The sequence below is a fragment of the Actinophytocola glycyrrhizae genome (genome assembly GCF_042653545.1).
In the GTDB taxonomy this organism is placed as follows: Bacteria; Actinomycetota; Actinomycetes; order Mycobacteriales; family Pseudonocardiaceae; genus Actinophytocola; species Actinophytocola glycyrrhizae.
In genome coordinates, this window is sequence record NZ_JBHSIS010000017.1 from 38,749 (window position 1) to 56,321 (window position 17,573).

Annotated in this window: 15 protein-coding genes; 9 read left to right on the forward strand and 6 right to left on the reverse strand. The window is 71.5% G+C overall.

Going from position 1 to position 17,573, the window contains the following annotated elements; all coding sequences use genetic code 11:
• Complete coding sequence (locus ACFPCV_RS26105; RefSeq protein WP_378059349.1) at nucleotides 1-5,460, reverse strand: SDR family NAD(P)-dependent oxidoreductase; 5,460 nt, start codon at nucleotides 5,458-5,460, stop codon at nucleotides 1-3.
• A 292-nt stretch (nucleotides 5,461-5,752) separates the two neighbouring features.
• On the opposite strand from ACFPCV_RS26105, the gene ACFPCV_RS26110 reads away from it, so the two are divergent.
• Both ACFPCV_RS26110 and ACFPCV_RS26115 read left to right on the forward strand, forming a co-directional pair.
• The gene (locus ACFPCV_RS26110; protein WP_378058978.1) at nucleotides 5,753-6,580 is read left to right on the forward strand and encodes an AfsR/SARP family transcriptional regulator; all 828 of its coding nucleotides are present in this window, start codon (nucleotides 5,753-5,755) and stop codon (nucleotides 6,578-6,580) included.
• Nucleotides 6,581-6,678: 98 nt separating this feature from the next.
• A complete protein-coding gene (locus tag ACFPCV_RS26115) occupies nucleotides 6,679-7,680 on the forward strand; it encodes a DUF1702 family protein (RefSeq protein ID WP_378058979.1) in 1,002 nt (333 codons plus the stop codon).
• A gap of 199 nt (nucleotides 7,681-7,879) precedes the next feature.
• On the opposite strand, the gene ACFPCV_RS26120 is transcribed toward ACFPCV_RS26115, so the two are convergent.
• Nucleotides 7,880-8,677 carry a helix-turn-helix domain-containing protein gene (locus tag ACFPCV_RS26120; RefSeq protein WP_378058980.1) on the reverse strand — a complete coding sequence of 266 codons (798 nt, stop codon included), beginning with the start codon at nucleotides 8,675-8,677 and terminating at the stop codon, nucleotides 7,880-7,882.
• Nucleotides 8,678-8,976: 299 nt separating this feature from the next.
• On the opposite strand from ACFPCV_RS26120, the gene ACFPCV_RS26125 reads away from it, so the two are divergent.
• From ACFPCV_RS26125 to ACFPCV_RS26150, 6 genes are all read left to right on the forward strand, one after another.
• A complete protein-coding gene (locus tag ACFPCV_RS26125) occupies nucleotides 8,977-9,546 on the forward strand; it encodes a DUF5987 family protein (protein WP_378058981.1) in 570 nt (189 codons plus the stop codon).
• Nucleotides 9,543-11,177, forward strand: coding sequence for a GMC family oxidoreductase N-terminal domain-containing protein (locus tag ACFPCV_RS26130; protein ID WP_378058982.1), 1,635 nt, complete (start codon nucleotides 9,543-9,545; stop codon nucleotides 11,175-11,177). Before ACFPCV_RS26125 ends, ACFPCV_RS26130 begins: the two co-directional genes overlap by 4 nt.
• A 187-nt stretch (nucleotides 11,178-11,364) precedes the next feature.
• Nucleotides 11,365-11,850 (forward strand): DUF6423 family protein, encoded by a 486-nt coding sequence (locus ACFPCV_RS26135; protein ID WP_378059350.1) that lies wholly within the window; start codon nucleotides 11,365-11,367, stop codon nucleotides 11,848-11,850.
• On the forward strand, nucleotides 11,847-13,148 hold the full coding sequence (locus ACFPCV_RS26140; protein ID WP_378058983.1) for an FAD-dependent oxidoreductase: 1,302 nt from the start codon (nucleotides 11,847-11,849) through the stop codon (nucleotides 13,146-13,148). Before ACFPCV_RS26135 ends, ACFPCV_RS26140 begins: the two co-directional genes overlap by 4 nt.
• Nucleotides 13,141-13,569: a DUF6187 family protein gene (locus ACFPCV_RS26145; RefSeq protein ID WP_378058984.1), complete on the forward strand. Its 429-nt coding sequence runs from the start codon at nucleotides 13,141-13,143 to the stop codon at nucleotides 13,567-13,569. The genes ACFPCV_RS26140 and ACFPCV_RS26145 overlap by 8 nt, the downstream gene beginning before the upstream one ends.
• A 23-nt stretch (nucleotides 13,570-13,592) precedes the next feature.
• Nucleotides 13,593-14,135, forward strand: a complete 543-nt coding sequence (locus ACFPCV_RS26150; RefSeq protein WP_378058985.1) for a carboxymuconolactone decarboxylase family protein — start codon at nucleotides 13,593-13,595, stop codon at nucleotides 14,133-14,135.
• Between the two features lie 9 nt (nucleotides 14,136-14,144).
• On the opposite strand, the gene ACFPCV_RS26155 is transcribed toward ACFPCV_RS26150, so the two are convergent.
• From ACFPCV_RS26155 to ACFPCV_RS26170, 4 genes are all read right to left on the reverse strand, one after another.
• Nucleotides 14,145-14,948, reverse strand: a complete 804-nt coding sequence (locus tag ACFPCV_RS26155) for an AfsR/SARP family transcriptional regulator (RefSeq protein ID WP_378058986.1) — start codon at nucleotides 14,946-14,948, stop codon at nucleotides 14,145-14,147.
• 290 nt (nucleotides 14,949-15,238) lie between these two features.
• Nucleotides 15,239-15,433 carry a hypothetical protein gene (locus ACFPCV_RS26160; RefSeq protein ID WP_378058987.1) on the reverse strand — a complete coding sequence of 65 codons (195 nt, stop codon included), beginning with the start codon at nucleotides 15,431-15,433 and terminating at the stop codon, nucleotides 15,239-15,241.
• On the reverse strand, nucleotides 15,430-16,080 hold the full coding sequence (locus ACFPCV_RS26165; protein ID WP_378058988.1) for a hypothetical protein: 651 nt from the start codon (nucleotides 16,078-16,080) through the stop codon (nucleotides 15,430-15,432). The genes ACFPCV_RS26160 and ACFPCV_RS26165 overlap by 4 nt, the downstream gene beginning before the upstream one ends.
• A 44-nt stretch (nucleotides 16,081-16,124) precedes the next feature.
• A complete protein-coding gene (locus ACFPCV_RS26170) occupies nucleotides 16,125-17,045 on the reverse strand; it encodes a hypothetical protein (protein WP_378058989.1) in 921 nt (306 codons plus the stop codon).
• 200 nt (nucleotides 17,046-17,245) lie between these two features.
• Here ACFPCV_RS26170 and ACFPCV_RS26175 point away from each other — a divergent pair, with 200 nt between their 5' ends.
• Complete coding sequence (locus tag ACFPCV_RS26175; protein ID WP_378058990.1) at nucleotides 17,246-17,410, forward strand: hypothetical protein; 165 nt, start codon at nucleotides 17,246-17,248, stop codon at nucleotides 17,408-17,410.
• Nucleotides 17,411-17,573: the final 163 nt, after the last annotated feature.

The following is a 17,573-nucleotide window of genomic DNA, read 5'->3' on the forward strand; positions in this document are numbered from 1 at the left end:
TCAGTTCTCCCTTCCCGACAAGACAGTGAAGACCACCTGATCGGGGATGTCGTTGACAGTGGTCACCCATGTCACGATCCGTGTCTCGCCGTCCGCCAGCACCACCCGGCCCTCCGGCGTGACCCGGTCGAATATGAGGGACCGGGACGGCATCCCTGCCTTGCGCAGGCATTCCAGCGCGCCCCAGATCCTGGTCGCCGCCACCGCGGCCGACTCGTCTGCCTCCGTCGCGACCTGCTCGCGCACCGATCGGTGCCGGGCGCTGAGCAGCATGTCCCAGTCCTCCTCGGTGCGTTCGGTCACCACCTCCACGTCGCAGGCGAGTCGCCCGGTCCCGACGGCGACCACGGTGAGACCGGCGCCGTGTGACGCCGACACCGTGCCGCCCTCGATCGCCAGCCGTCCGTCGGTGCCGTGCCGCACACCCGCTCTGCGGTCCAGCGCCCTGCTCGCCGCGAGCTCGATCTGCGCCAGCCGGTCCGCGGGTTCCATCAGCCCGGTCACCGGGTCCGGTTCGACGACGACCTTCGTGGTGGCGCCGAGCACGGCCTCGGTCACGCGTTCCAGCTGCGGGCCGAGCAGCGCGGGCACCCATGGCCCCGCGTCACCGCGCGTGCCGGTCGCACACAGCGTCAGGCCCTCCCAGCGCTCCACCCGGTCACCCGAGGGAGTCAGCACGTCGACGTCGAACACGTGGAGATCGCCGTCCCGCTCGCGTTCCCGGGCGTCCACGACCACGACCTCGGGGTCGCGGCCCGCCGGATCCGCGGGATAGAGCCGCTCGACCCGCGCGGGCAGCAGCGTCTCGCCGGGCACACAGCACTGGATGGAGTGGATGACCGCGTCCCGCGTGCCCGGGTCGGCGAGCACCCGGTCCTGGTCGTGGAACGCGCCGAACCACGATGCCTGTGGCGTGGTGGCCACCTCGGCGACCACCCGCCGGGCCGCCACCTTCCGGTAGGACAGCAGACGCTGGAAACGCTTGCCCTGGAACAGGATCCCGCCGTACAGGTCGGTCACCGGGTCCACCGCGACCGAGGGCAGCCCGGTCGGGACCGCCGGTGGCGGGACGGTGGGTTCCTGGCCGGTGAAGCGCACCAGAGCGCGGAAGTGGTCGGTGGCGAACCCGGTTTCCTCGCTGCGCACCGCGACCGCGACCGACCCGGCGTTCCTGGTGAGCGCCAGCACCCGGATCCTGGTCGAGCCACCCGGCCGGACCACGATGGGGCGCAGGAACTCCATGTCCTCGAGCAGTGGCGGCGCGGTGGCGCCGGAGAGCGCGGTGGCCACCTGGGTCATCGCCTCCATGCCGAGCACCGCGGGGAAGAGCAGGTCGCCGCCGACCAGGTGGTCGGACAGGTACGGGTCGCTGTCCTGGGCCAGCGCCACCTCGGTGACCAGCTCGACACCCGGGTACTGGACCAGCACCCGGTCGAGGAAACGGGTCTGTGGCAGCGCTCTGCGGTCGTAGGTGATCGTGGGCAGGGCCGCCGTGCGGCCGCTGACCACCAGCACCGGCGGTGCCGCCGCGTCGGCCAGCGCCCTGCGCAGCACGGCAAGTCCGTCCTCGAGCGAGATCGGGGTGACGCCCTCGCGCATCAGCGCCTCGACGACACCGAGCTTCTCGCCCATGCCCGTGCCGGACCACACCGACCACTCGATGGCCAGCGCCCGCGCGTCCGGGTGCCTGCGCCCGAAGTCCACGGTCAGCTCGGTCAGCCAGTCGTTGGCGGTGGCGTAGTGCGCCGAACCGCGCAACCCGGCCCGCCCGACGATACTGCCGAAGGTGACCAGGAGCCGCACGTTGTCCTCGCCGACCGCGTCGAGCACGGTCCGCAGACCGTCGACCTTGGGTGCGATCGTGCCGCGCATCTGCTCGGCGGTGAGGTTCTCCAGCGCGGCGGGTTCGTGGCTGCCCGCACCGTGCAGCACGGCGGTGACCGGCCCGAACGCCGCCTCGATCCGCGCGACCGCGGCCCCGACCTCCTCGGCCACGGTCACGTCGGCCCGTTCGTAGCGCACCCGGACGCCCGCCGCGACCATGCGCGCCAGGTTGGCCGAGACCTCGTCGTCCGCCGTGGGGTCGGCGCGGCCGACCAGCGCGAGGGCGGCCCCGGAGTCCTGTGCCGCGGCGAGCGCGCACTCGGCGGTGATGCCTTTGGCGCCACCCGTCACGAGCAGCACGTCGTCCGCGCCGAGGGGGGTGGCCGCCGCGTCCGGCCCGTCCGGGCCGAGGCCGGGCACCGCCCGCAGCATCGGCACCGTCCTGGTGCCGTCCGCGAGGTAGCGGACCTCGGAGTAGCCGATCGTCTCGACGACGTCGCCGAGCACGTTGTTCACCGCGACGTCGACGGCCTCTGGGGTCGTCGGCGTCGCGTCGGCGAGACCGATCACCGTGGTGCGGACCGACGGGTACTCCAGATGCAGGGTGCGGGCCAGTCCCGCGGCGCCGAAACCCTGCTGTACCACGACGAACCGGGTGTCCTGGCCCGCCATGGCCGCCGCCCGGCCTGCCCGCAGGACCAACTCGGCGTGCTCCTCGCCACTGGCGGGCAGGCACAGGAGCACGCCCTCGCCCACCGCCGCGCCGGCCAGCGCGGCCCGCAGCCGCTCGGCGAACGGGTGGCCCGCCGGGGCACGCAGTTTCCACGGGCCGAGCCGGTCGATGCCGATCCCCAGCGACGGCCGCTCGGCAGGCACGTACTCCACCGAGAACGGGCGCACCCACGGCGCGTAGCCGGGGACCTCGCCGGAGAGCACGCCGTCCAGCGCGGTCTCGTCGAGCTGGTCGATCAGGTCCGCCAGCTCACCGAGGGTGGCCACGGCGAAGCTCGTCGTCGCGGTGAGCGCGGGACGACCGAGCTCCTGCACGGCGGTGTTGACGAGCTGGCCGACGGCGATCGAGCTCAGGTGCAGGTCGTCGAGCGGGTGAGTGCGCGCGGTCAGCGTCTCGGCGGGCAGTTCGGTCCGCTCGGCGATGACCCTGCGCAGCACGTCCAGTGTCGAGGTGGCGGTGACCTCGTCGGCCGTCCTCGACTCTGGCACGGCTTCCGCCGTGGTGCCGGAGTCCATGATGACCGGCCGGATCACCCGGTCGGCGAACAGCGTGGTCGGGTCGACGTCGGCACCGAGCGCGTAGGCCGCGCCGGTGACGGCCAGCAGTGGCGCCAGCGACGTGCTGTCGGTGTCCAGCGCGAGCACCGGCGTGCCGGGTGCTGCCCCGGCGACCAGTCCGGCGAGTGCCCGGCCGGGACCGACCTCGATGGCGAGGTCCACGTCCGCGACCGCCTCGGCCGCCGCAGCACCGAAGCGCACCGGCCCGGTGACCTGGTCGGCCAGCAGCGCGCGCAGGTCGGTGCCGGGTGCCAGCCGCGTGCCGGTGACCGTGGACACCACCGGCCTGCGCAGCTCACCGAAGTCGAACTCCGGCAGGCGCGCGGCCAGCGCGTCGGCGGCGGGCCGCACCAGCGGGGAGTGGAAGGCGTGGGAGACGTCGAGCCGGGTCGCGGTCAGGCCGCCGGCGCGGGCCGCGGCGCTCACCGCGTCCACGTCCTCGGCCGGTCCGGCGATCACGGTCCGGTCCGGGCCGTCGTAGGCGGCGATCACCACGTCCCGGCCACCGGCGAGGGCTTCGACGGTCGCCGCGTCCGCGGACACACTCGCCATCGCGCCACCGGTCCGGCTCGCCCTGGCCATGACCTGGCCGCGGACGGCCGCGAGCCGCAGCAGGTCGCCGCCGTCCAGTGCGCCGCCCCACGACAGCGCGGTCAGCTCGCCGAGGCTGTGCCCGACCGCGACGTCCGCGTCGATGCCCAGCGTGTGCAGCACCCGCAGGCCCGCTATCGAACCCGCGACGACGAGCGGTTGCGCGAGCCCGGTGCCCACGCGGTCGCCGGGGGCTGGCACGGCGGCCATGTCGAACAGGTGCGCGGCAACGGCGAACCGGCGGCGCAGCGCGCCGCCCCCCTCACGGCCCGCGCCCTGGCCGGGGAACAGGTAGGCGATCCGGGGCTTGTTCGTGCGGTGGGCGAGGAACACGCCGTCGGCGGGGGAGAACAGTTCGGTGCGCCCGGCACCGAGTTCGTCGGCCACCCTGGACAGCCTGCGCGCGGCCTCGGCCGGGTCACCGGCGACGACCGCGGCGCGGAAGGCGCCGCCGCGCTGCTGGATGGCGAGCGTGCCGGCCAGGTCGGTGACCTCGGCGGTGGACAGCCCGGCCGCGAGTGCGGCCAGCCGCCGCACTCTGGCCAGCAGTTCCGCCGGGGAGTGCGCGTCGACCAGCAGCAGATCGGCGTCCTGCCTGCCCGTGACCAGCGCCGTGGTCCACCCGCCGATGCCGGTGCGGCGTTCGCGGCCGGGGGCCTCCTCGAGCGCGAGGTGGGTGTTGACGCCGCCGAAGCCCATCGCGGACACACCGGCCCGAACGGGCAGGTCGGCCGGCCACAGCGCGGCGTCGTCGGGCACGTACACCGCCGCGTCCGGCTGGGTCAGCTCGGCATGGGGGGCGTGGGTGCCGGTGGCGGGCGGGATCACCTGGTGGTGCACCGCGAGTGCCGCCTTGACCAGCCCGGCCACGCCCGCTGCCGCCCCGGTGTGGCCGATGTTGCCCTTGACCGTGCCGAGCGCGGCGGGCAGTGCGATCGGGTCGGCGTCGCGGCGGGCGCCGGAGAGCGCGTCGAGCTCCGCCGCGTCGACCGCGGTGGTGCCCGTGCCGTGCCCCTCGAAGTAGGAGACGGTGTCCACGCCGTAGCCCGCGCGCTCGTAGGCGCGGGCCAGTGCGAGCTGGTGACCGGCCGCGGTGGGGCGCGTCAGGCCGCCCCTGCCGTCCGCTGAGACGCCCCAGCCGGTGATCGTCGCGTAGATCCTGCAGTTGCGGGCGATCGCGTCGGTCTCGCGCATCAGCACGACCACCCCGCAGCCCTCACCTGGCCAGCCGGTCTCGTCGGCACCGGTCCACGCGGCCGGGTCGATGGACAGGTCGGCGCCGCCCGCGATGGCGACGTCCAGGTCGCCGACGGCGAGTGCCTTGATCGCGCTCACGACCGGCAGCAGGGAGGAACTCGCGCCGTCGACGGCGAACCCGCCACCCGCGAGGTCGAAGTGGTCGCAGACCCGGCCTGCGGTCGCGTTCGCCGGGCCGCCCGCCGGGTTGCTGCCGACGATCACGCCGGTCGTGCGGCGGGGGAGACCGTTGGCGTCGGGGTAGCCCGCGTCGGCCAGTGCGGCGGCGACGGTGTCCAGCATCAGCCAGTGAACGGGGCCCGCGGAGCGGTACGTGGTGCCCGGGATCCGGTGGGCGACCCGGTCGAACTCGTAGTCGCGCAACACCGCGGCCTTGCCGGCGTGGTGCTGCCGGAACGCCTTGCGGCCGGCGAGCACGTTCTCCCAGAGCTGTCCCGGGGAAGTCGCGTCCGGGTAACGCAGGCCGATGCCGACAATGGCGATCCGCTCGGTCTTCACGTTCACCGCCCTCACGGTCAGGCAGAAAGTGGCACACGAAGCCACACGGTGCTGGTCACCACCCGACTGACGGTTTCCAGCATGCAATGCGATCACTGAACCGAGCTACTCTCCTTGTGCTGTAGCAGGAGGTAGGGGCACCTGTGCGGCCCGTTCCCGCTTTCGACCACTCTCAGACTGCGGTGCGGCCACTAATCGCCGAATTCGTCGCCGCAGGCGCATTCCAGAATATTCGTGTGCGCTGTTCCCGGCCTTACGCTGCACTGAGGCGCACCGGTGAAATGAGCGAACCATGCGAGCTGAAATCAATGTGCTGGGGACATTCGAGGCCACCATCGACGGTGTTTCCATCGTGCCGACGGCAGCCAAACCACGCCACTTACTGGCTGTGCTCTCGCTCAACGTCGGCAGGGTGGTCACCGCGGGTGCGCTCATCGAGGAGTTGTGGGGCGATGGCGCGCCACGCAGCGCGCACAGCACTCTGCAGACCTATGTGATGCAACTGCGGAAGGTCATCGCCGACGCGATGCCCGACGCGGACAAGCTGGCGTGCCGGCGGGTACTGGAGACCAGGCAGACGGGGTACGTGCTGCGGCTGGACCAGGACGTGCTGGACGTCGACCGGTATCTGCGGCGGGCCGCGGCCGGCCGCACGGCAGGCACGGCGGGTGACTACGAGGCCGCGGAACGGCTGCTCCGTCAGGCGTTGTCGGTGTGGCGCGGGCCGCTGCTCGTGGACGTGTCGATCGGACCGCACCTGGAGATCGAGGCGACCCGGTTGTCCGAGAGCAGGCTGGTCGACCTGGCCCTGCGCATGGACGCCGACCTCTACCTCGGCCGCCACCACCAGCTGCTCGGCGATCTCGCCGCACTGTGCGCGCGGCACCCGCACATGGAGAACTTCCGTGCGCAGTACATGCTCGCGCTGTACCGCTGCGGGCGGCCGGGGCAGGCGCTCGAGGTCTACCACGAGATGTGGACGACCATCCGGGACCAGTTCGGCGTCGACCCGTCACCCCGGCTGCGCATGCTGCACCAGGCGATGCTCGCGGGCGACCCCGCCATCGAGGACCCGAAGTTCGTGGTGCAGAAGTGGGGCTCGTATGCCGCTGCCCGCTGACGTCCGTCCCCGGGTCGCGGCCACGCGGGTGGCACCGCCACCGCGGTACCCGCTCGCGCTCTGAGCCTGGCACAAGAAAACAAATCAGGAGGACCGACATGCCCGCGATCCTGGGTACGTTGCGCAGACTGGTGCTGACGCCGAAGCTGCGTGCGGTGACGTTCGCCGAACGCGGTTTCCCCGGTGCGAGCTCACCGGCGGCGGAGCACCTCGAGTCGATCCCGCAGTCGGTGATCTGCGGGTTCGAGTGGGGGATCGAGCACCGCGCGCTCTGGGACGTCGAGCGGCGGCTCGCGACCGTCTCGCCGGACCTGCGCGGGTTCGCCTACGAGGGCGCGGCCATGGCCTTCGCCGTGCGGGACGCGATGGCGGGTGGCAGGGGCACCAGGACCAAGCAACTCCTCGAAGGGCCCGGCCTGCCGCACATCTTCCTCACCTACATCGGGATCGGCTTCGCGATGGCGCGGCTGCCGAGGGTCCTGTGGCGCGGGATCATGCCCGACCTGGCGGGCGTGCCGTTCTTCCCGACGATGAGCTGGCTCGCCGTCGACGGGTACGGGTTCGACCGGGCCTACTTCCACACCCGCCACGTGATCGACGAGCAGCGGCCGTTCAAGCCCTACCCGTGGGCGGGCCGGGCCGACTACTTCCCCCGTGCGGCGGACCAGGGGGTCGGGCGCGCGCTGTGGTTCATCCACGGCGCACGGCCGGCGGAGGTCACGGCCGCGGTGAACGCGTTCCCCGAACAGCGGCGGGCCGATCTGTGGAGCGGTGTCGGGCTCGCGGCCACGTTCGCGGGCGGCTGCTCCGACGTGGGTCTCGCCGACCTGTCGGTCGCGGCGGGCCGGTACGCGGACGAGGTCGCGCTCGGCGCGGTGTTCGCGGGCACCGCGCGCCTGGCGGCGGGGCACGTGCCGGAGCACAGCGCGCTCGGCGTCGAGGTGCTCACCGGTCGCTCGGTCCAGGACGCGGTCACCGTCGCGGCCACCACCGCGGTCGAGCACGGCGACGCCGTCGCGGAGTCCGGGCCGCCCGCCTACGAGGTGTGGCGCGCGCGGATCAGGGAGCAGTTGCGGGGCCCGGTCGCGAAGGCGGCGTAGACCAGTCCGCCTCCCCGAGTTCGAAGGTGTTGGTCCCAGCCCGGCGACACCCACGGCCCGGGGCGGTGCCGTCACGTTCCCCTGCGGGTGACTGCTGATCAGGCCAAGACTTCGCACGAAGTCCAACAGGACACGCTCTACCACAGCGAAACCCCGTTCGGCACCGGTGCCGAACGGGGCCTGTTCTTCTCTCCGTTGGTCAGGCTCCCGGCAGGGCGGCTTCCTCAGCCCCACCGGGAACCCGTGCCCGGTCGGCCCACATGGTCTCGTCGAGCTGGGCCAGCAACGCGGGAGGGTCGAAGATCAGGCGCGGCCGCAGCCACACGTCGATCGGCCGCACGGGCTTGCCGGCGGCCACCGGGATCGGGCCGAGCGCGCCGACGTACACCTCGCCCCGCGCGCCATCCGGCGTGCCGTTCGCGACGTCCATGGTCCGCGCGAGCACGTGCCACGTGCCGTCCGGGACGTCGGCGAGGACGAACTCGCCGGACGCGGGCAGTGTCGTGTGCCGCACCGGGATGCCCTGCGCGATCCGGTCCGGGAACAGGCCGACGACGATGTGGCCCGGCCTGCATTCGGCCGGATGGTGCACGTGGCCGCGCACCACCGGGTGCTCGCCGTGACCGGGCCAGCCTGCGGGCAGTGGCTCGTCGAGCGGGGCGACGTAACCACCGAACTGCCGGTAGGACGTGGGGGAGACGCCGACGCTCATGCGGAACCGGGAGCTGAACGTGCCGATGCTGTTGTAGCCGACGAGGTGGCTGATGTCCGCCACGGTCAGCGAGCTCGTGAGCAGGAGCCGCTTGGCCTCCTGCAGACGCAGCGCGGACAGGAACCGGCCCGGCGAGATACCGGTCACCCGCTGAAACATGCGGGAGAAGTGGAACTTGCTGAACATGGCCGTGCGGGCCATGTCGTCGATGGTGATCGGTTCTCCTAAATTGTCCTGCATCGCGCGGATCACGCGCTCCACCGCTTTGAAGATGAAATCGTCCATTGCTGGCACCGATCGAGTGAAGGATTGTCACGCTGTTTCGTATGAAATCGACCGTAAGGTGGTGGAAATTTGCTGGCAACCACAGTCCCTTCTGGCTCCATGGTTGGACTATCGGCGACTCAAGAGCGCTCGACGTTGGCTCAAGTAACGGCAGGTATCGCAGGTGGGGCGCGGTGCGGGCGCGCGAGGTGTGGGCACGACAGGAGATGCGGCGACCGCGGCCGGTCAACCAGACTCAGTGGCGGCCGGAATGGTTTCGACCCCTATTTTTCCGGCCTGCGGCACAGACAGGAGGAGCCGTGGGAGCAGGCGCCGAATTCGACGACCAGGCCCGGACAAGCACCCTTGAGGCATTCGCGGACACAATCGTTCCCGGCGTCAAACGCAGCCCGGACGATCGCGCGATCGCCGGTGTGTGCGACGACGCGGGTGCGGTCGAGGCGGGTGCACTCGAACTGCTGCACGACCCCGCGACCGGGATCACCGAGGGGCTCGGCCCCCTCGCGCAGGCGCTCAACGGGCACGCGGCGGCGTACGCGCAGGAGCACGGGCGCACCCTCGACGACGGCGTACCCGCGTTCGTCGCGCTGGACTACGAGGACCGGGTCGCGGTGGTGGATCTGCTGACCACACCGGGCCACCCGGAGCAGAGCGGCTGGGTGCTGCTCTCCATGTTCAGCAACATGGCCTACGACAGCGCGGCGCACCGCAGCACCGGCGAGGCCATCGCCGACGGCCACCCCGGCCTGATCGCCATGGGCTTCGCGAAGCCCGACAGCGACGGGCTGTGGCGGTTCCCCGACTTCAGCTATGGCCAGGAACTGGCCAAACGGCACCCCAACACAACCGAATCCGGGAGCCCGGCATGAGTGCGGTCGAGACCACCGACGTCCTGGTCGTCGGCAGCGGGTTCGGCGGGTCCATCGCGGCATACCACCTCGCGGCCGGCGGCGCGAAGGTCGTCGTGCTGGAACGTGGGCCCTGGTTGGAGGGCAAGGACTTCGATCACGACTACCTCCTCGGCAAGTCCTACACCCGGGTGTTCGACTTCGTCGCAGGGGACGGGATGAGCGTCCTCGGCGGGAACTGCGTCGGGGGCGGCAGCGTCGTCTACTTCGCCGCGCTGCCGAGGGCCCCCCGGTACGTCTTCGAGAAGCAGGGGTCGATCGGCCGCCGCATCTGGCCGGCCGCGCTCACTCGCGACTCGCTCGACCCCTGGTACGACCGGGTGTCCGAGGTGCTGCCGGTGAGCCAGCAGGACTGGAGCGACATCAGCTACGCGGGCGGGCTGTGGGCCGCGGCGTGCCACCACTCGGGCCACACCGCGAACCCGGTCCCGGTCGGCATCGACACCGCCAAATGCACCAACTGCAACTGGATGATGGCGGGCTGCCGGTTCGACGCGAAGCGCTCGATGCTGCTCAACTACCTGCCCGCCGCCCTCGCGCACGGCACGGAGATCCGGCCGCTGCACGAGGTCCAGAAGATCACGCGCACCGAGGACGGCGACTACCGCGTCCACTACAACAACATCGACGACGTCGACTACCGGGTCGCGACCGGCAGCGGCGTGATCGAGGCGAAGATCGTCGTCCTCGCGGCGGGTTCGGCCGCCACCCCGGTGATCCTCCAGCGCTCCGAGGAGACGCTCGGGAAGATGCCGCACGGCGTCGGCCGTTACTTCTCCGGCAACGGCGAGCGCCTGAACACCGCGATCATCAACGAGGAACGCGTCGGTGAGGTGCTCGGCCTGCGCAGGCCGAACGGCGCGGTGTACGAGGCCAACCAGATCGGCAAGGGCCCGGTCGTCGCCTGCTGGGACAACATCGACGGCGACAAGCCCGAGTACTCCCGCTTCTCCATGGAGCAGCTCTACTTCCCGCCCGGCCTCGGCACGATCCTCGCGCAGGTGCCGGGCAAGTCCGGACCGGCCTGGTTCGGCAAGGAGAAGAAGGAGATGCTCAAGCGCTGGAAGTCGTGGCTGACCATCTTCCTCATGACCGAGGACGACAACGAGGGCGTCTTCGGCCCGCCGCCGCCCACCGGCAACGCCTACCGGATCTCCCAGCAGATGCTCGGCAAGGGCCCGCTGCGCTACGACCCGACGCCGAACACGCTGCGTGGCTGGGCGGAGGCCGACGCAGCGGCGAAGGAGATCCTCGAGAAGGACGGTCTCGCCACGGTGGCGCCGTGGACGAACGACCTGGTGGGTGCCTACACGGTGCACCCGCTGTCGTCCTGCCGGATCGGCGACGACCCGGCGACTTCCGCACTGGACGACCGCCACGAGTTGCGTGGCCACCCCGGCATCTTCGTCACCGACGGTTCCGCCGTGCCAAGCGCGCTGACCGTGAACCCCGCGCTCACGATCGCCGCGCTCGCGGAGCGCGCGATACCCGGCATCGTGCGGGCGGCCAGGGACCGTGGTGTCGATGTCACCTACGGGGCACCGCTGCCCACGGCGGCGAACACCAGGCCCGTGACCGGTTCGGCGGCATGACCGTCCTCCTTGAGTCCTCTGTGGACTGATCGGAGTATTGAGCGGGGTCGGGCGGTGTGTCACGCTGACGATGCGGAAGCGTCCGCCGGCGTATTGCCTGACAGTGTCTGGGAGGTCTGTGTTCATGTCGTCTCTCGAGGTTCCAGGGTTGGACGTGGCGGGGCGGGTCCGCGCGCGTGACATCCAGATGGCGGGGGTCGCCGACGTGCGCCGCCGGGTGCTGATGGTCTCGGGGGCCATCGACGTCGTGGACTACGACGTGTCGGTGTCCATCAACCTGCCGGAGCCGGGGCGCTGGCAGATCATCAAGTCGGAGACCAACCTCACCGACCAGACCTGGGTCGCCATGCAGGTCACGACCGACGAGGACACGCACTTCGTCGAGGACGGCGACGCGCTGGTGATGTCCCGCCAGTTCACGAAGTCCTTCCTCACCCCGGACATGCGGCGGCTGACGTTCTTCGACGGCGAGGTCCGGCCCGGCGAGGCCGTCCTCAAGGTCTTCGAGATCGAGACCGAGGCGCGGCGGCCCGCGTACGCGCACGCCAGGTACAGCCCGGTCTCCTCGGACAGCGCGGAGCGGTCCGAGGAGCTGTTGCAGCAGATGGTCACCGACGGCATGCCGCAACGGCCGACCATCGAGGTGATCGTCCCGGTCACGGTCATCGGGTGACCAGGTTCCTGCCACACCCCGACCTGCTCGCCTCGCCCCGGCACCGGGACTGGCCGGAGTACCCGGCCTCCGCCGTGCCACCGCTGCTCGCCCCGCCCCGCGCCGCCGACGTGGTCGTCGTCGGCGCGGGGCCCGCGGGGCTCGCGGTCGCGGCGGCGCTGTGGCACCTCGGGGTGCACGACGTGGTGATCGTCGACCGGGACGGCCGCACGGCGGGCCGCTTCCACGACCGCATCGACCGGATCGGGCAACGGGTGCTGCGCTCGCCGTACGAGCACCACCCCGGCGTCGAGGGTTACCGCGACTGCGAGCTGCGTGACTTCGCGCGGACGCACTGGGCGCTGCTGACCGAACTCGAGCGGCGCGAGGTCCGGATGTCGCAGGCCGGGCACCGTTCCGTCGTGCCGGTCGACGTGTTCGAGGCCTACTGCGCGCACACCGCGGTCCTCCACGGAGTGCCCGGCAGCCTCGTGCGTGGCGAGGTCCGCGAGCTGGTGCCCGGCCCGGAACGGGTGTCCGTGCACGGGGTCGCCGGTGCCGGGGAGTTCACGATCTCCGCCGGGTACGTCGTGCTGTGCCAGGGTGAGGAGCGGCGCGACGCGCCCGCGCACTGGTGGCCGGGCGACCGGCCGGCCGCCGTGGCGTACTGGGACGAGCCGGGCCCGGCCGAGACCGGTCACGAGGTGGTCGTCGGCGCGGGCTTGACCGCCGCGCACCTCATCCACAACGCGCTCGACCGCGGCAGCCGCGTCAGCTGGGTGCTGCGCGAGGAGGCCGAGCGCTACCAGTGCTCCGACGTGAACGCCTCGTTCTTCCGCGCGGAGGGCCGCGCCCGCTTCGACGGCGTGCCGTGGGAGGAGCGGCTGGCGCTGATGGGCAGGCAACGGCGCGCGACGGTGATGTTCGAGTTCCGCCCGCAGCTGACCGAGGCGGAGGCCGACGGCAGGCTCACCGTGCACCGCGGCGCGGCGGTCGAGGCGGTCGAGGACGGCGCGGTGCTGCTCGCGGACGGCACGTCCGTGCGCGGCGACCACGTGTGGCTCGCGCTGGGCACCGTCCCGTCGATCGGCGACGGGCTGCTGCCCGCCGAAGTGGTCGGGGCGCGCGACGGCTGGCCGGATCTCGACGAGCGCACGCTCGCCTTCCGGTCGGTGCCCAGGGTGTTCGCGGCGGGCGCCGCGACCTGCATGGTGCTCGGCCCCGCCGGGCGCAACATCGACGGCCACCGGGTGGCCACCGCGCGAATCGCGACGTGCGTGGCAGCGGGGCTGCGGGACCGGGCGGTCGCGCATGTCTGAGTACGACACGGTGTTCTCCCTTCCGAACGTCGACGAGGACCCCGGCACCGAGCTCGGGGTCCTGCTGATGGGCCTTGGGCCCGAACGGCTGCTCGCCGGGCTGGGCGTCGCGGCCGAGACCGGCGACCCGGCCACCGCGACGCTGCTCGTGGACCAGTTGCGCCACGACGCCTGGCCGGACCGGACACTCGAGGCGGTGCTCGCGACCGGCGGCGACCGGTGGCGGGCGGTACGCGCACGGTTCGTGGCGGCGGCGCCCGCGGGCGAGACCCGGTCGGCGGCACTGCGCAGGCTGTGGTCCACGGCGGTGGACGTCGTGACCGCCGCCGGCGTGGCGGCCGGCGATGCCGAGCGGGTGTACCTGGCCGCCTGCTGGCTGCGCCGGGACGAGATCGACCAACTCGTGCCAGAGCGGCACTGACCAACCGAACGCGAAGGAAGCCCGTGGCCCACTTCAGATCCCTGCCGGACGACGCCGTGCTGATGGACGTCTTCCGCGCCTACCCGGAGACGTCCCGGCCGCTGCTTGGCTACCACGAGGTCGTCATGCGCGGCCCGTCCCCGTTCACGCCAGGCGAGCGGGAGCTCATCGCCGCCTACGTGTCGGGCGTCAACGCGTGCGCCTACTGCCACGGCGTGCACACCGTCACCGCGGAGGCTTGCGGGATCGAGACCGGCGCCGCACCTGCGGCGGTCGCCGACCTCGACACGGCGCCGGTGGACGAGCGGATGCGGCCGGTCCTGCGCTACGTTGGCAAACTGACCCGGGAACCGTCGTCGGTCACGCGGGCGGACGCGGACGAGGTGCTCGCCGCGGGCTGGAGCGAGGACGCGCTCCATTCCGCGATCATGGTGTGCGCGCTGTTCAACTTCATGAACCGGATGGTCGAGGGACACGGGATCAGCGCGGGCACGGACTACCTCGCGACGTCCGGCAAGCGCCTCGAGGAGCTCGGCTACGCGGGACTGAACCAGCTCCTCTCCTGACGCGGCGCGTCAGGAGTTGAACACGACGCTCGTGTCCTCGACGGAGGCCTGGCCGGTGAGGATGGCGTGGTGCAGGTGGCGAACCCTGGGCGACGGTTCGACGCCAAGCTGTTCCACCATCTCGCTGCGCAGCTTGCGGTAGGCCGCCAGCGCCTGGCTCTGCCGCCCGCAACGGTACAGCGCGATCATGTGCTGCACGCAGAAGTTCTCCAGCATCGGGTGCCGCACGCACAGGGTCGCGAGCTCCCCGAGCAGCTGGTGGTGGCGACCGAGCTTGAGGTCGGCCTCGATGCGCAGGTGCAGGTCGCCGAGCCGGTTCTCGTCGAGGCGCAGCGCCTCGATCGCCAGCTGTGGCCCCACCGGCACGTCGGCGAGCGCGGGTCCGCGCCACAGGCGCAACGCCTCGGCCAGCGTCCGCGACGCGCGCTCGTGGTCGCCCTCGTTCACCGCCTGGCGCCCCGCCGCGGACAGCCGTTCGTAGCGGATGGCATCCACCGCGGTCGGCTCCACGTTCAGCAGGTAGCCGGACCGCCGCGTGATCAGGATGTCCTTGGACGTCAGGTCGCCCTGGTCGGCCAGCGCCATGTCCAGGTTCCTGCGCAGCTTCAGGATGTAGGTGTGTAATGTCGGCACGACACTTCGGGGTGGATTGCTGGCCCATACCTCGTCGGTCAGGGAGTTCACGGTCACGACCCGGCCCGCGTTGAGTGCCAGTATCGCCAGCAGTTGGCTCGGCTTGCTCGCCGTGGGCACGATGGAGATACCGCCGACCGCGACTTCCAGAGGACCGAGCACATTAATTTCGGTTCGCATGTCGTTTCCCTTTTCTCATCTGCTCGGGCCGAGCCGGAAACACCAATGCCCATTCGCCGACGACGCGGTCGGTGAATGGGCATTGGTGTTATCAGAAAATGGGCGCAGCTCCGCCTGAAAAAAGCGTGACAGAAGGTCGAGTCGTTGTCAAGCCGGATCCGAGAACGCGATGCGCCTGATTCGAAGTGGTGAGAGGAAGCGGGCCGGGCGGACCCGGAAACACCGGCGTCCAGCTCGGCTGACAATTCCGCGCACCACATGACCGTCTCCCCACTGTCTGTCGCTTCTGCCTATGTCACCCTGGTGTCCTCGCGCTCGGCGACCAGGACGTACAGTTCGGCCAGGTCGTACTCGGCCCGGCCCGGTGTGCCGTAGCGGGTGAGCCGTCCCCGGCTCGCCCACTTGCGGATCGTCGCCTCGGGCACCCCGGCCGCCAGCGCGGCCAGTTGGGTGGGCACCGTCGTGCGTCGGATACGCGGGTTCATTCCCCACCTTCCCGTGAGTCCAGCTGGTGGCCGCCGCGGAGCAGCAGCCACTGCTCCGGCGGCCATTCGTGGCCCGCGTCGCAGCGGACCCGCCGCGGCGGATGGCCTTCCGCCCGCACGGTCCGCCCGCAGCCAGGGTGGGCGCACGGTCCCAGCGTGATCTCGACGGTCGACTCGGGTTGCAGCACCGCGCGGGCGCCGTCGGCCAGTGCGGCCAGCTCGTCAACGAACTCCGGCGCGGCCGGGTGCGCGGTGAGCCACCCGAAGTGGATCAGCACGAAGGTCGACAGGCGCGGCACGCTCAGCTCGTCGGGACCGGAGACGCCGCGCTCGTTGGCCACCAGCCCGCACCAGGACGCGAGCACGCCGAGGACGTCCGAGCGGACGTTCACCACGGCCTCGCGCAGCACGATGCCGCGCGGCTTGCCCCCGCTGACCCGTTCCCGCAGCTGCGGCCTGCGCATGTCGAGCATGTAGGCGCACATGTTGTACAGCCCCGGTAACTCGAGCAGGTTCTCCTCGGTGTCTTCCCGGCACTCCGCGCAGATCGCGAGGCCGGGCGCGGTGCGGGGCGGGGTGTCGTCACCGTCGTGCCGCCTGCTCCGGCAGAAGTACCGATCCTGGTTCTCGGGCACCATCTCGGCCATGATCACTCTCCGTCGCAAGCGTGGGCGATGGTGGGCGGTGGCGGTCATGCCGGCACCCGGACGCCGAGTCCGTTGTGCAGCGCGGCTTCGGCGATCTTCTTGGCGAGTTCGATGTTCGGGGTGCCCGCGCTCAGCAGCTCGACCACCACGATGTCGTCCTGCTGCTCACGACCGTGGTGGGCGCCTGAGAGCAGCAGCCCGAGGTCGGCGGCGATGGCGGGCGGCCGGGTGTGGGTTACCGACCCCTTCTTCACGTTCTCCAGGTGCTTGCCGACGACGTGGCGGCCGGCGTGTTCCGGCAGCAGGGCGAGGTCGTCGACGTAGATCTGGTCGGCCCGGTCGACCAGCGCGGCAGGCAGGTCGTGACCGGACGCGTTCACGAGCAGGGTGCCGCGCACGAGGTGGCCGATCGGCGCCTCGCCGGGCCCCTCGGTCATGGCGCCCTCGCTCACCGCGACGACCAGGTTCGCGCCGAACAGCGAGTCGGCGAGCTTGGGCACCACGGACAACCCGATGCCCGCGAAGTCGAGCTGGTCGACGAGCCGGGGCTCGAGCGGGACCGAGGTCGGCTCGTCGGTGAGCCGCATGGCGACGTGGATGATGTCGGGCACGTGCCGCGCGAGCACGGAGAGCTGCGGCTGGGTGGCGGCCGCGGTGCCGAGCATGGCGACCGTGACCCCGCCGGGGGCGAGCAGTTCGTGCGTCGCGAGCGCGGCGAGCGCCGCGACGTGCACCGCACGCAGGCTCGCGGCCGGGATCGCGCAGGACAGGCCCGGCTCGACGTCCTCGGCCAGGACGCACTCGACCTGGCCGCCCGACCAGGGAACGCACCCGGGCTCCCGTGTCCGGTCGGGGTGGCCGATGGTGCGTTTGATCAACTCCTCGGCGAGTACGGCGACCGGGTCGACCTTCTCCAGTGTCCGCCACACATCGTCTGTGTCGAGCCGCAGGACCGTCTTGTCCATCGCGCTCGCCTCTCCCCATCGCACCGAACCTTACGGTGGTGAATCTCCCGGAGGCGCTTACTCCCACCCCATCGCCTGGCTATCGCCGCTCGATAGCGGGGCGTTAAGCGGCGAAATGTCAACGCAAGGCGAGTGGCCGTTGACTTGTTCTCAAGCGGGGATCACCCGCTGATCAAGACAACGAGCCAAAGGACGAAATCATGTCGAAACTGTCGAAGCTGGCCGCCAGGACGCTCGTCACCCTCGCCGGTGCCGGAAGTCTGCTGTTCGCGGCCACGTCGGTCGCGGCTTTATCCGAGATCGGCCCGGCGCAGGGCGAGGTCTCCGTGGTCGCCGACTCGCCGTGGGACCACCTGAAGCCCTGACACCATTCGTGTACCGGCCGGAGACCGTTCCGCGCCGACTGGGGAGTGAGAACCGTGGCGTCATTTCCGCAATGCGACGGAAATGACGCCATCCTATTGTCCGGGCTTCGGGGAAACGCGCGCCAGAAAGTGACCTGAGCGCTGCCGTTCCGCGCGGCCCGGC

Coding starts and splice junctions, on each gene's coding strand:
- ACFPCV_RS26145 (WP_378058984.1), top strand. CDS start 13,141: ATGTCTGAGTACGACACGGTGTTCTCCCTTCCGAACGTCGACGAGGAC.
- ACFPCV_RS26175 (WP_378058990.1), top strand. CDS start 17,246: ATGTCGAAACTGTCGAAGCTGGCCGCCAGGACGCTCGTCACCCTCGCC.
- ACFPCV_RS26165 (WP_378058988.1), bottom strand. CDS start 16,080: ATGGCCGAGATGGTGCCCGAGAACCAGGATCGGTACTTCTGCCGGAGC.
- ACFPCV_RS26115 (WP_378058979.1), top strand. CDS start 6,679: ATGCCCGCGATCCTGGGTACGTTGCGCAGACTGGTGCTGACGCCGAAG.
- ACFPCV_RS26110 (WP_378058978.1), top strand. CDS start 5,753: ATGCGAGCTGAAATCAATGTGCTGGGGACATTCGAGGCCACCATCGAC.
- ACFPCV_RS26130 (WP_378058982.1), top strand. CDS start 9,543: ATGAGTGCGGTCGAGACCACCGACGTCCTGGTCGTCGGCAGCGGGTTC.
- ACFPCV_RS26155 (WP_378058986.1), bottom strand. CDS start 14,948: ATGCGAACCGAAATTAATGTGCTCGGTCCTCTGGAAGTCGCGGTCGGC.
- ACFPCV_RS26170 (WP_378058989.1), bottom strand. CDS start 17,045: ATGGACAAGACGGTCCTGCGGCTCGACACAGACGATGTGTGGCGGACA.
- ACFPCV_RS26120 (WP_378058980.1), bottom strand. CDS start 8,677: ATGGACGATTTCATCTTCAAAGCGGTGGAGCGCGTGATCCGCGCGATG.
- ACFPCV_RS26160 (WP_378058987.1), bottom strand. CDS start 15,433: ATGAACCCGCGTATCCGACGCACGACGGTGCCCACCCAACTGGCCGCG.
- ACFPCV_RS26135 (WP_378059350.1), top strand. CDS start 11,365: ATGGCGGGGGTCGCCGACGTGCGCCGCCGGGTGCTGATGGTCTCGGGG.